This window comes from Rhabdobacter roseus (assembly GCF_014202275.1).
GTDB classification, from domain to species: Bacteria; Bacteroidota; Bacteroidia; order Cytophagales; family Spirosomataceae; genus Rhabdobacter; species Rhabdobacter roseus.
The window spans coordinates 288,341-300,702 of the sequence record NZ_JACHGF010000002.1; the positions used below are offsets into that span (position 1 = coordinate 288,341).

General features: G+C 56.2%; 10 protein-coding genes and 1 tRNA gene. 8 read left to right on the top strand and 3 right to left on the bottom strand.

Annotation, left to right across the window (positions count from 1 at the left end; all coding sequences use genetic code 11):
- Positions 1-15 precede the first annotated feature (15 nt).
- The gene (gene mnmE / locus HNQ92_RS06200) at positions 16-1,899 is read right to left on the bottom strand and encodes a tRNA uridine-5-carboxymethylaminomethyl(34) synthesis GTPase MnmE (protein WP_184172275.1); all 1,884 of its coding nucleotides are present in this window, start codon (positions 1,897-1,899) and stop codon (positions 16-18) included.
- Between the two features lie 90 nt (positions 1,900-1,989).
- Between mnmE and HNQ92_RS06205 the strand changes: the two genes are divergently transcribed.
- The gene (locus HNQ92_RS06205) at positions 1,990-2,517 is read left to right on the top strand and encodes a SixA phosphatase family protein (protein WP_184172277.1); all 528 of its coding nucleotides are present in this window, start codon (positions 1,990-1,992) and stop codon (positions 2,515-2,517) included.
- Here the strand turns inward: HNQ92_RS06205 and HNQ92_RS06210 are convergent.
- Positions 2,514-3,542, bottom strand: a complete 1,029-nt coding sequence (locus HNQ92_RS06210; protein WP_184172279.1) for an oxygenase MpaB family protein — start codon at positions 3,540-3,542, stop codon at positions 2,514-2,516. The genes HNQ92_RS06205 and HNQ92_RS06210 overlap by 4 nt on opposite strands.
- Positions 3,543-3,688: 146 nt before the next feature.
- Between HNQ92_RS06210 and HNQ92_RS06215 the strand changes: the two genes are divergently transcribed.
- The 5 genes from HNQ92_RS06215 (at position 3,689) to bshB1 (ending at position 9,208) form a co-directional block, all read left to right on the top strand.
- The gene (locus HNQ92_RS06215; RefSeq protein WP_184173733.1) at positions 3,689-4,270 is read left to right on the top strand and encodes a 7-carboxy-7-deazaguanine synthase QueE; all 582 of its coding nucleotides are present in this window, start codon (positions 3,689-3,691) and stop codon (positions 4,268-4,270) included.
- Positions 4,271-4,299: 29 nt separating this feature from the next.
- The gene (locus HNQ92_RS06220; protein ID WP_184172281.1) at positions 4,300-6,198 is read left to right on the top strand and encodes an OmpA family protein; all 1,899 of its coding nucleotides are present in this window, start codon (positions 4,300-4,302) and stop codon (positions 6,196-6,198) included.
- A 133-nt stretch (positions 6,199-6,331) separates the two neighbouring features.
- Positions 6,332-7,288 (top strand): thioredoxin-disulfide reductase, encoded by a 957-nt coding sequence (trxB, locus tag HNQ92_RS06225; RefSeq protein WP_184172283.1) that lies wholly within the window; start codon positions 6,332-6,334, stop codon positions 7,286-7,288.
- An 86-nt stretch (positions 7,289-7,374) separates the two neighbouring features.
- Entirely contained in the window at positions 7,375-8,463 is a 1,089-nt protein-coding gene (locus HNQ92_RS06230; protein ID WP_184172285.1) for a M23 family metallopeptidase, read from the top strand.
- Positions 8,464-8,476: 13 nt separating this feature from the next.
- Complete coding sequence (gene bshB1 / locus HNQ92_RS06235) at positions 8,477-9,208, top strand: bacillithiol biosynthesis deacetylase BshB1 (RefSeq protein WP_184172287.1); 732 nt, start codon at positions 8,477-8,479, stop codon at positions 9,206-9,208.
- Between the two features lie 97 nt (positions 9,209-9,305).
- Here the strand turns inward: bshB1 and pdxH are convergent, their stop codons facing one another.
- Positions 9,306-9,947: a pyridoxamine 5'-phosphate oxidase gene (gene pdxH / locus HNQ92_RS06240; protein ID WP_184172289.1), complete on the bottom strand. Its 642-nt coding sequence runs from the start codon at positions 9,945-9,947 to the stop codon at positions 9,306-9,308.
- A gap of 103 nt (positions 9,948-10,050) precedes the next feature.
- On the opposite strand from pdxH, the gene HNQ92_RS06245 reads away from it, so the two are divergent.
- Both HNQ92_RS06245 and HNQ92_RS06250 read left to right on the top strand, forming a co-directional pair.
- Positions 10,051-11,949 (top strand): DUF349 domain-containing protein, encoded by a 1,899-nt coding sequence (locus tag HNQ92_RS06245; RefSeq protein WP_184172291.1) that lies wholly within the window; start codon positions 10,051-10,053, stop codon positions 11,947-11,949.
- Between the two features lie 120 nt (positions 11,950-12,069).
- Positions 12,070-12,142, top strand: a tRNA-Thr gene (locus HNQ92_RS06250).
- Positions 12,143-12,362 lie beyond the last annotated feature (220 nt).

Consider the following 12,362-nt stretch of genomic DNA (forward strand, 5'->3'; position numbering starts at 1 on the left):
CTGCTCGAGTAGTGGCTATTTCCCGATACAAAATTTACTGAAAATATTGGCCAGCAGGTCGTCACTGACGATGGTGCCGGTGATCTCGCCGAGGTGGTGCAGGGCCAGGCGGATGTCCTGCGCCAGGAAATCGCCGGTGATGCCCAGGTCGAGGCCGGTCAGTACCTCTTGCAACGCTTCGGAGGCTTTGACGAGCTGCTCGTAGTGGCGCAGGTTGGTCACGACGGTGTCGGAGGTACTTTGGGAAAGTACCTGCGCCGTAAGGGCTCGTTTGAGGGCATCGAGGCCTTGTTGGGTTTGGGCGGAGATGGGTATTACCTCAACCCCTAGCCCCTTCTCCTTGGAGGAGAAGGGGGACTGCTTAGAAAGAAGGGGAGATTGTTTCTCTTTCTTTTGGATTAAGCCTTGTTTCGCTTCAACAGCCTCTACCAGTTTGGCCAGGGCGAGCTCTGTATCGTAAAATACCTCTTGATTCGTGAATCGAATGACGTCAATGTTGTAGAGTCGCTTTAACTCTTCAGTTCGGGCGGTGTCGTATTGGCGTTGGTCGGTTTCCTCGTGTACCGAACCGTCCAGCTCGATACCCAGGCGGTACTCGGCGCAAAAAAAGTCCAGTACAAAACCTTCTTCTACCGGGTACTGCCGACGAAACTTCCAACCATTGAGCTGGCGATTACGGAGTAGTTCCCACAGAAGTACCTCCGCCTCGGTGGCGGTTTGGCGGAGGTGGCGGGCATTCTCCAATACCGGCTCGGGGATTTTCTGGATGAGGGATTTATACACCTCAACCCCTAGCCCCTTCTCCTTGGAGGAGAAGGGGGATTTTTCCCCTCTCCTGCTAGGAGAGGGGCCAGGGACGGTACGCCGCGCGGTGAGGTCCACCTTATTCCTCACCCAAAGTACCTTTTTATCGGCGGGCAAATCCGCCGCCAGGGCCTGTACGTCGGCCAGGGTTTCGTCACTGTCGAAGAGAAGCAGCACGATGTCGGCTTTGTGCATGGCCTGGCGTGAGCGCTCAATCCCGATGGACTCCACCAGGTCGGTGGTTTCGCGGATACCGGCCGTGTCGATGAAGCGGAATTTCAGGCCGTCGAGCACCATCGTATCCTCGATCACGTCGCGCGTGGTACCGGCGATGGCCGTCACGATGGCCTTTTCTTCGTTGAGCAGGGCGTTCAGTAGCGTTGATTTCCCCACGTTGGGCGCGCCGATGATGGCTACCGGTACCCCTTCCTTGAGGGCGTTGCCGTAGTCGAAAGACTCCACGAGCGGGGCTATCGCGCGGAGCAGGTCCAGGATGAGGCGGCGGAGGTCGTCGCGCTGGGCAAATTCCACGTCTTCTTCGCCAAAGTCCAGCTCCAGCTCCACCAGCGAGGCAAAATGGATCAGTTCCTGGCGCAGGGCGGCTAGTTTTTTAGAAAACCCGCCCCGCAGCTGGTTGATGGCCGTCCGGTGGCTGGCGGCGGAGTCGGCGGCAATGAGGTCGGCCACGGCTTCGGCTTGTACGAGGTCGAACTGGCCGTTGAGAAAAGCCCGCTGGGTGAATTCGCCCGGACGCGCCAGCCGGGCGCCCTGCTGCACGAGCAGCTTCAGGATCTGGCGAATGACGTAGTCGGAGCCGTGGCAGGCAATCTCAACCACGTCTTCTTTGGTGAAGGAGCGGGGCGATTTAAAAACCGAGATAAGTACTTCGTCCACGAGCGTGCCGTCGGCCTCCCGAATGGTACCGAAGTGGATGGTGTGGCTGTCGACCTGGGCGGGGTGACGACCGCGAAAAATGCGGTGAACGAGGTCGAAGGTCCCTTGGCCCGACACCCGAATGACGCCGATGGCACCCACGCCCGAGGGCGTAGCCACGGCACAAATAGCTTCCTGCTGTTGAATGGGTACTTGGTTCATGGTACAAAGATGCGACTTTCCGGCGTTGGGTACTCCATGCTTTTGTGTATGTTTGTACAAAGACGCCGTCCGTCAGGTACTTGTTTGCTTATGAAAATTTCGTCTCATTTCCTTCGCGTAGGGGTACTTTTGGTTTTGTGGGGTACTTTCACGCACTGCTCCACCACGACCATCTACTTGGTGCGCCACGCCGAAAAAGCGGCCGCCCCGGCAGCTGATCCGCCCCTGACCGAGGCCGGCCAGCAACGCGCCCGCGCCCTGGCCGATACCCTGCGGGGCCGCGGCGTGGGACTTATTTATTCTACCAACACGCTACGGACCCGCTCCACGGCCGCTCCCGTGGCCGACGAAGTGGGCGTGCCGATTCGTCCCTACAGCACCGACACGCTCTGGGAAGTGGCGCAGCTTCTCAAGAAAGTACCCCAGAAGACGGTACTGGTGGTAGGCCACAGCAACACGCTACTGCCGTTGCTGGAGCAGTTTCCGGTCAAAGCCAGCCTGCGCGAAATCCCCGATAGTGACTACGACAACCTGTTTGTTGTCACGGTGCGGCGGCGTTTTTTGCTGCCCACGCGGCTGAGCCTGCGGGAAAGTACCTACGGGGTACTTACGCCCTAGCGCCAGTACCGCTCCAACACGCCCGACTCGGGCCGTTGCATGGTGAGTAGCTGCGGAAAGATAGGTACCTGAAAGGCCAGATCAACCACGCGTTTTTCCCAGGTAGTGGGCGGTATGCCCAGCAGCTCGGCGAGCTCGTCGCCCAGAAAGTACCGCATCTGGGCCGCGGGGAGATTGCGTAGCGAAGGCGAAGGTACCTGCGCCTCGATGGTACTTAGTAATGCTTTGGTCAGGCCGCGCCCAGCTTCCGACGCCCGAAACTGCCGCCTGGCAATGGCGCGATCCAGCGTGTAGGCTTCCAGTAGCGAGCGCGGCAGAAGTACTTCTTCGGTACCCAGCAAGTACCCCACCACGTTCCAGAAATGCAGGTAGGCTTCCTCTTCGGACCGCGTGGCCCGGACGTGGAGCTTGCGCAGGCCGCGCAGGATGACGTACGAGAACGCCAGGTTGGTACCGGCCATGTCTTCCTGGCACACGGGGTACCCCCAGGCGGGATTCCAGCGGCCGCTGTGTAAAGTAAACCAACGCACCGCCGCGTGTAGCAGCCGGATCTTGGCAATGCGCTGAAAATTCAGGCCGCTTTTCCAGTCGCGCTCCTGCATGATCCCAAACACAAAGGCCCCGGTTTCTTCCAAACGCTGATGGGTTTTGGACTTGATTCGCTCCGAAATCCAAAGTACCTGAGCGCCGTTGGCCCCGGCATAGCAGTAGGGAAGCGCGTACGTACCCAGTAGCAGGGCAATGAGCCGGTAATGCTTCCAAAAGAAAGCGATTCCCTGGTTAAATAGCTCTTGGTCATATGCTTTAGGTACTTTGGTATTTTGATCGATAAAAAATTTAACATCGTTAGATTGTTCCGAAAAATCGAAATTGGCGTAATCGGTCAGGAACTTCATCAGCTCACCCACCGCGCGCGGACCACCCGCTCCGGCTACGGCAGCAATGACCGCGTCGGCGGGGGCGTCGCCTTGCTGCCGGAGCGGGTCGAGTAGGCTATTCGGAAAAGTACGGGTATCTTTGCGCATCTCGCGAAGGGGTTTGTGCTGGAAAGGAAACCCCGCGTAAAAGATTTTGGTTTAGTATAACAACAAATACCACTTGACCAGTGCTCCATTCTGAAAGTACCTTCACCGAGACTGCCCCACCGACCGACACCGACACGCTGCCGGTGATGGAAGCTTTTTATACTTTACAAGGCGAAGGCAAGCAGGCGGGCAAAGCCGCGTACTTCATTCGCCTGGGGGGCTGCGACGTAGGCTGCCACTGGTGCGACGTGAAGGAGTCGTGGGACGCCCAGGCGCATCCCCGCCAGGGCGTCGCTGCTATTGTGGCGGGCGCCCTCAAGTACCCCGGCCGCATGGCCGTCGTTACGGGTGGCGAGCCGTTGATGTACGATTTAGGTACTTTAACCAAAAGCCTGCAAGAGGCTGGATTTCAGACGAATATCGAAACGTCGGGCGTGTACCCGGTGACTGGGCGCTGGGACTGGATTTGTTTCTCGCCCAAGAAGTTTAAAGTACCCCACCCCGGTATTTATGAGGTAGCCCACGAGCTCAAGGTAATTATCTACAACCCAAGCGATTTTGCCTTTGCCGAGGCGCACGCCGCACGAGTAGCTGAGGGCTGTGCGTTGCTTTTACAACCGGAGTGGAGTAGGCATGAACGGATGCTGCCGCAGATAATCGATTACATCAAAGACAATCCGAAGTGGCAAATGTCGTTACAAACCCACAAGTACATGGATATTCCCTAGAACGGAATTCCCGGAAAGCCCAGGCTCTGATGCGCTATTTTTGTCTATACCTGCTACTCCTTATCCTGCTGCCGCCGCTGGCCGAGGCGCAGGAGGCCGTTTTATCCCGCCGTTCCCGCGAACTCTACGACAAAGCCAAGCTGGCCTGGCAGGAGCGGAAGCTGGACAACGCCCTGCTTCTTTACCAGAAACTCATCGAGCTAGAGCCGGGAATCCCTGAGGCCAACCTGCGGCTGGGGCAGCTCTACGACCTCCACCGCCAGCCCGACCTGGCGCGCCACCACTACCAGCGCGCTCAGCTACTACTGCCCGACGCGCCCGAAATGGCCATGGCCTACCAGTGGCTGGGGCGGGATGCTTTCCAGCGCGAATGCTACGACTCGGCTGTGGTGTACCTGGACAAAGCCAAGGCGCTATTCCCCGCGAAATCGAACCCGGCGCTGGTGGTAGAAAAGTTCGCTACCTCCGCCCGCTTTGCCCGCGAGGCGATCCGGAAGCCGGTGCGGGTTCGGAAAAGATCGCTGGGCGATACGGTTAATTTCTTGCATGCGCAATTTTTTCCGGTACTGACCGCCGACAACGAAACGCTCATTTTTACGGGCCTAACGCCCGAGCGCAACGAGAATATTTACGTAGCCCAGCGCGACGGCGACGGCTGGGAAGTACCCGAGAGTATTTCTGAAAGCATCAATTCGGCCAACAACGAAGGTACCTGCACGGTATCAGCCGACGGCCGTACGCTGGTTTTTACGGCCTGCAACCGCACCGACGGCTACGGTGGCTGTGACCTGTACATAACCTACAAAGACGGAAAGAAATGGAAGACTCCCCAGAATCTGGGCACGACCATCAACAGCCGCTACTGGGAGTCGCAGCCGTCGCTTTCGGCCGACGGCCGTACCCTTTACTTTGCCTCCGACCGCCCCGGGGGCCAGGGGCGCGCCGACATCTGGAAGGCCGAGCTGACGCCCGAAGGCGAATGGGACCAGCCCCGCAACCTGGGAGCTACCATCAACACGCCCGACGACGAAAACGCACCCTTCATCCACGCCAACGGGCGCACGCTATTCTACGCCTCCAACGGCCTACCGGGTATGGGCGGCTTCGATATTTTTCTTTCCCAACAACGGGACACCACCTGGTCGGCCCCGCGCAACATCGGCTACCCCATCAATACCGTAGCCGACCAAGTGGGGCTTTTTATTACATCCGATGGCCGCCAAGCCTACTACACCGACGACCGCAGCGACCGCGGCCAAAGGCGCTCGCTGATCTATACCTTCGAAGTACCCGACACCCTGCGCCAGCTGTTTACGCCCACGCGCTACGCCAAAGGCAAGGTACTTGACCAGAAAACCCAGCAACCGCTGGCGGCTACCATTGAGCTGCACGACCTGCGGAGCCAGGAAAAAGTGTCGGAGTTTTCGTCGCAGGCGGAAACGGGCCAGTACCTGGCCGTGCTGAACCGCGACAGCGAATACGCCTTTTACGTGCGCCGGGAGGGGTACTTGTTCAAGAGCCTGACGTTCACCGTGGCGGATTCGGTATCCAACCTGCGGCTGGATATTCCCCTGGAGCCCATTGAAAAAGACCGGGCGGAGGTACTTAGCAACCTCTTTTTTGCTACGGGCTCCTTTACGCTCGACGAAAAATCAAAGGTAGAACTGCGGCAACTGACCGAGTTTCTGACCAAAAACCCCAAGGTACGCATCGAGATTTCGGGCCATACCGACGACGTGGGCAGCGACAAGGACAACCTCGAGCTCTCGCGCCAACGGGCGCAGGCCGTAGTAGCGTACCTGACGCAGGCGGGCATCGGTGCCGAGCGGCTAAGCGCCCAGGGCTACGGCGAAACGCGCCCGCGGCTACCTAATAGCTCCGACGAAAACCGCCAGCAAAACCGCCGTATTGAATGGCGCATTCTGTAAAGTACCCCGGCCGTTTGAATGTCCGTTGGGTTTGTGTTTTATCGGGAAAAGTTGCACTTTTGCTTTTGATTCTGTGTTGCGAGATAAGAAAATGATTACTTCGTATCAAGAACAACTATTTTATTGCTGAATCATGACCTTTGAGAAAATTGATTGCCTGATCATCGGATCGGGTCCTGCTGGTTATACAGCCGCTATCTATGCTTCCCGAGCTGGTTTAAAACCAGTACTTTACCAAGGTCCCCAACCCGGCGGACAGCTTACCATCACGACCGAGGTCGACAACTACCCCGGCTACCCCGAGGGCGTGACGGGCCCCCAAATGATGATGGATTTAGAAAAGCAAGCCGCCCGTTTTGGCACCGACATCCGCTACGGACTGGTGACGAGCGTCGATTTTTCTTCCTACCCTCACAAGGCGGTCGTCGATAATAAAGTGGGGATCGAAGCCAATTCTGTCATTATTTCTACGGGGGCCTCGGCCAAATGGCTGGGCTTGCCCGCCGAGCAGCGCCTCAACGGCCGGGGCGTTTCGGCCTGTGCCGTCTGCGATGGCTTCTTTTTCCGGGGGCAGGATGTCGTGGTTGTAGGAGCCGGTGATACCGCCGCCGAAGAAGCCAGTTACCTGGCCAAGCTCTGCCGCAAGGTTTATCTGCTGGTCCGTCGCGACGAAATGCGGGCTTCACTGATCATGCAAAAGCGGGTCAAAGGAATGCCGAACATCGAAATCTTGTGGAATACCGAAACCGTTGACCTGCTCGGGAAAGAGGAGCTGGAAGGCGTTAAGGTAGTGAACAACAAAACCGGGCAGGAAAGCATCCTACCCGTGACGGGATTTTTCGTAGCCATTGGCCATAAGCCTAACACCGAACTTTTTACCGAGTACCTGGAGCTGGACGAAGCGGGCTACATCAAAACGGTGAAGGGAAGTACCCGCACCAACGTAGAAGGCGTATTTGCCTGCGGGGACGCCCAGGACAACATCTACCGGCAGGCCGTTACGGCGGCGGGTACCGGTTGCATGGCCGCGCTGGACGCCGAACGCTTCCTGGCCGAGCGCTCGGTGATGGTGGAAGAGCAGGTGATTTAAAAATCAAAATAGGTTATTATTATAGGTAGCGGGGCTGGGTTAGCGTTGATTTGGTAGTACACCCTCTCTATACGTGTTGATCAATTATGAAAAAAAAGCTTCTCATTGGATGTTGGTGCTTGGTTGTGTGTTTGGTAGTATCGTGGGATACGAACGCCCAGGAGCGGGGGAAATTCAAGAAAAATCCACAGATTAAGCAGAGCGGCACGAATACCCACACGCCCAATCCCAATTTTCCGGCCGTAGAGCCCCAGGCCAGCCCCGAAGCCGATTTTAAAGTCGAAACCTCCACCATCAATTTCCAGAGCCAGTTTGAGCCCGCCAAGCCACTTAACCCCGTGGTGAGCGAAGATACCAGTACCATCGACGAAGGCGAGACCAGCGTACTCGAGGTAGTGGACTCCATGATGGTGGGCGATGAGTGGGTGAAGATTGCTGATTACTACGTCATATGGGACTCCCGGACCATCGATCCCTACAACATGAATCCCCTGGAGTTTGACGAAACCATCGATCTCAAGCTCTACGATCCGGCCGAAAACCGGTTTTGGAACCTGCCGCTGGAAGGCGCCCGAACTACCTCTAACTTTGGGTTTCGGTGGGGGCGCTGGCACAACGGCACCGACCTGAACCTGGACACCGGCGATCCGATCTATTCTACTTACGACGGCATGGTCCGGATTGTGGCCTGGGATGGCAGTGGCTACGGGCGCTTCGTAATGGTGCGCCACTACAACGGCCTCGAAACGCTTTACGGGCACATGTCCAAGCCCATGGTGGAATCTGGACAAATGGTGAAAGCCGGTGATCTGCTGGGGCTGGGCGGGAGCACCGGGCGTAGTACGGGGCCGCACCTGCACTACGAAAACCGCTACGAGGGCAATCCCTTTGACCCCAAACATATCTTTGACTGGGAGAACCAGCAAATTCGTTCGGATCATTTTCTGTTGACCGCCCGCGTGTGGGACCACCTGCGGGGGCGCTCGTCAAAAAGCGAGTACGAGGCGGGGGATAAGCCCGCTTACAGCCGCACGCTGCTGCACAAGGTACGCTCCGGCGAGACTCTTTCATCCATTGCGAGCCGCTACGGCCTCTCGGCGTCGGCGCTGGCCAAAAAAAATCACATTTCCCTTCGATCTACCTTGCGGGTAGGGCAGAAGCTCCGCGTAAAATAATGAGTACTCATTCATGAAATTAGACATCCTGGCCATTGCCGCCCACCCCGACGACGTAGAGTTGAGCTGTGCCGGTACCTTACTGAGCCAAGCCGCGTTGGGCAAGAAAATCGGGATCCTGGATTTGACCCGGGGTGAGCTGGGTACCCGGGGCACACCCGAAGGCCGATTGCAGGAAGCGGACGAAGCAGGCCGGATACTGGGTGTGGCAGCCCGGGAAAATGTAGGAATCGCGGACGGATTTTTCCGAAACGACGAAGCCCACCAGCGCGCCCTCATTCCTTTTATCCGAAAGTACCAGCCCGACATTGTCCTGGCCAATGGCATCGACGACCGGCACCCCGACCACGGCCGGGCGGCGCAGCTCATTTACGAGAGCTGCTTTTACTCGGGCTTGCGTAGGATCGAAACCTTCGACGAAGCCGGAAACCCGCAAGTACCCTGGCGTCCCCGGCAGGTATTCCATTTTATTCAGGATAAATTCATTACACCCGACTTTGTGGTGGACGTTACGCCCTATTGGGAACAAAAAAAGGCGGCTATCATGGCTTTTCGCAGCCAGTTTCACGTGCCTGAATACAAAGCTACCACGGACGAGCCCGCCAGCTATATTTCCAATCCCGAATTTCTGGAGTTTATCCAAGCCCGGAGCGAAGAAATGGGGCACGCCATTGGCGTCAAGTACGGCGAAGGGTTCACGACCCGCCGCAAGCTAGGCGTGAGTGATATTTCGGTTTTTTTGTAGTGGTGACCCATAGGGGAATCGAACCTCTGATTCGACCGCGCAGGGTTCATGTCCTGCTCCGGCGCATGAAGCAGGCTTTTAGGTAAAAGAAGCTTCTCTACGGCGAAAGCCGCTCCAAGGTCCAGGTACCTTCCTGCCGCGTATAGGCCAGGCGGTCGTGCAGGCGGCTGGGGCGGCCCTGCCAAAACTCCAGGTAAGCCGGTACCAGGCGGTAGCCTCCCCAGTGGGGCGGGCGGGGTACTTCCCGGCCTTCAAACTGTTTTTCGTAAAATTCCTGCTTTTCCAGAAGTACCTCGCGGCCGGCAATGACCTCGCTCTGGCTCGACACCCAGGCTCCCAGCTGGCTGCCGCGCGGGCGGCTGGCGAAGTACTCGTCCGACTCCCGTTCGGCCACTTTTTCAATGTACCCTTCGATCCGAACCTGCCGTTCCAGCTCTACCCAGAAGAACGTAAGTGCCGCGTAGGGATGCGCATCCAGCTGGTGGCCTTTGCGGCTGTGGTAGTTGGTAAAGAACACGAAGCCGCTCAAATCCAGATCTTTCAGCAGCACGATGCGGCCACTGGGGCGGTGGTCGGGCCCGACGGTGCTAAGGTACATGGCGTTGGGCTCAGGTACCCCGGCCCGCAGGGCTTCGTCGAACCATTGCCTGAACTGAACCAACGGATTTCCGGAAACATCTTCTTCTTTTAGCCCGGTTAGCGTATACTCTTTTCGTAGTTCAGCAATCGTTTGGTTCATACCAAGGGGGAATTAGTTCGAGGATAGTCGGACAAATTTAACCATTTCATAGGAAAGATTGTTATTTTTGCAGTTCCCACGTACTTTACGAAATACAACCACGATGGCACACGAAGAACGCGAAGAAAATACGGAGCAGGACCAAGAGTTGGAACAGAAGCCAACCGATACCCTGGAAATAGGCCAGCACGATGACCTGGAAGACGAAACGGAAACGGAAGAAAGCCACGAGGTAGATTACAGCCAGCTCACAAAAGAAGAGCTGATTGCTGCACTTGAGAAGGAACTGGCTACGCTCAAAGCCGAAACCCGAACCTCCGCCCACGTCAAGCGAGCCGATACCGTAGTTCGTGAAGTACGCCCGGTGCTGGATCAACTCAAACGTGGCGAGTGGGAGGAAGCCCGCGGGAAGTACATTGCCGACAACGAAAGTGAGGAAGGCTTTGAATACAAGCACGAGGCCCAAACCCAGCGTATTGAGGAGCTCTGCCGGGAGATACGCGGACAAAAGACCAGCTACTACCAGAGCCTGGAAAAAGACAAGGAAAAGAATTTTGCCGTGAAAACGGCCCTATTGCAGCGGCTGCGGGAGCTCCTGGAGGCGGAGGAGTCTCGGGAAACCGACGCGTCGGACATGAAAACCAGCTGGGAGGAGTTTAAGAAAATCCAGGAGGAATGGAAGGCCGCCGGAAACATCGCCTCTCCCCACAACGGGACTCTATGGGCTACCTACAATGCGCTCATCGACCGCTATTTTAGCAATCGGAATATATACTTTGAGCTAAAGGAACTCGACCGCAAGCGGAATGCCGAGCTGAAAGCCGAGCTGTGCGAGAAGCTGGAAAGCCTGGTGGCGACCCTGGCCGAACGTCCCATGTCCAAAGAGGTACTGAACGAAGCCAACCAGATTTTTGAGGAGTACAAGCACGTAGGGCCCGCTCCCCGCGAGATTCAGGAAGAGCTGTGGCAGCGCTTCAAGAAATCCATGGATGTGCTGTACGATGCCCGCCGGAACCAAAGCGACGAGCAGAAAAAATCCATGGCGGAGATTTACCAGGCCAAATCAAAAATTTATGAAGATATAGTACCCTTTACTTCGTTTACGTCGGGTAGCATCAACGACTGGAACGCCAAAACCAAGGAGATTCTGGCTTTTCAGGACCAATGGGTAGCCGTGAAAGGCCCCATGCCTCGGGAAGAAGGCAAGGAGCTGAGTAAAAAATTCTGGGCGGCGCTCAAAGCATTCTTCCACAACAAGGGGGAGTTCTTCAAGCAGCTGGAAGCCAAGCGCGAGCAAAACTTGAAGGCCAAAACGGCCTTGTGTGAGGAGGTGGAGGAAATCATCGCTACGGGCGAAGACAACCCCCAAAACACCCAGCGCGTCATCGAGTTTCAGAAAAAATGGAAGGCCATCGGCCAGGTACCTGAAAAATTCAAGGACTCGATCTACGCCCGCTTCAAACAAGCCTGCGATGCTTACTTCAACCAGAAGCGCGCCAAGAACAAAGAGGTAGAACGTGATTTTGAGGAGAACCTGGCCAAGAAAAAAGAGCTCTGCGAGCGCATTGAAGCCGCCGCCGAGCAGGACGCCACCATTGCTCAGCTCAACCACTTTAAGCAAGAGTGGGCGGCCCTGGGGTTTGTACCCAAGAAGGACATGCAGGCCATTCAGAAGCGCTACATTGCCGCCATCAACGCCTACGTGGGAGCCATTGGTAAGCTTTCTTCGAAGGAAAGAGAGCAGGTAGTACTGGAAAGCGAAGTGGAAATGGTGCGCGAAGGAGAAACCAACCGGGGTCTTTACCGCAAGGAAAGTGACATCCGGCGGAAAATCTCGCAGCTGGAAAGTGACATAGCCGTGTGGGAAAATAACATTCAGTTTTTTGGAAACTCTAAAGGGTCCAATAAGCTGAAGGCTGATTTTGAAAGAAGAATTGAGAAAGCCTCTGAGCAACTGAATGAGCTCAAGCATCAACTCTCTATTATTCAGGAAGCTATATAAAACTTAAAAAAATAGCGGCGGGGCACTTGCGTCGTACGTGCTCAGCCGCTATTTTTGCACCACGTTTAAGCGATCTAGAGTTCTACTTTAAGACACTAGATAGTTAACGCAGCCTAATGCGCCTCCTTAGCTCAGCTGGTAGAGCAACTGACTTGTAATCAGTAGGTCGCTGGTTCGATCCCGGCAGGGGGCTCTTCAAAATCAAGCACCTAGCAGTTCTGCTAGGTGCTTTTTTGTATTGGGATGGGTCAAATCCTTGTAGAGCTGGTATTCAGCCATTTTTTCGAAAATGGATACCCCTCACACCATCCGCCAAATTCACGTGGTAAAAAGTACCCCATTGTGGTCGTTGACGCCTCAGTTCCGGCCTATAAAGTGGCTGGTATTTTTTTAGGAAGGGTACCTGGTACTCA

Coding starts and splice junctions, on each gene's coding strand:
- mnmE (WP_184172275.1), bottom strand. CDS start 1,899: ATGAACCAAGTACCCATTCAACAGCAGGAAGCTATTTGTGCCGTGGCT.
- HNQ92_RS06205 (WP_184172277.1), top strand. CDS start 1,990: ATGAAAATTTCGTCTCATTTCCTTCGCGTAGGGGTACTTTTGGTTTTG.
- HNQ92_RS06210 (WP_184172279.1), bottom strand. CDS start 3,542: ATGCGCAAAGATACCCGTACTTTTCCGAATAGCCTACTCGACCCGCTC.
- HNQ92_RS06215 (WP_184173733.1), top strand. CDS start 3,689: ATGGAAGCTTTTTATACTTTACAAGGCGAAGGCAAGCAGGCGGGCAAA.
- HNQ92_RS06220 (WP_184172281.1), top strand. CDS start 4,300: ATGCGCTATTTTTGTCTATACCTGCTACTCCTTATCCTGCTGCCGCCG.
- trxB (WP_184172283.1), top strand. CDS start 6,332: ATGACCTTTGAGAAAATTGATTGCCTGATCATCGGATCGGGTCCTGCT.
- HNQ92_RS06230 (WP_184172285.1), top strand. CDS start 7,375: ATGAAAAAAAAGCTTCTCATTGGATGTTGGTGCTTGGTTGTGTGTTTG.
- bshB1 (WP_184172287.1), top strand. CDS start 8,477: ATGAAATTAGACATCCTGGCCATTGCCGCCCACCCCGACGACGTAGAG.
- pdxH (WP_184172289.1), bottom strand. CDS start 9,947: ATGAACCAAACGATTGCTGAACTACGAAAAGAGTATACGCTAACCGGG.
- HNQ92_RS06245 (WP_184172291.1), top strand. CDS start 10,051: ATGGCACACGAAGAACGCGAAGAAAATACGGAGCAGGACCAAGAGTTG.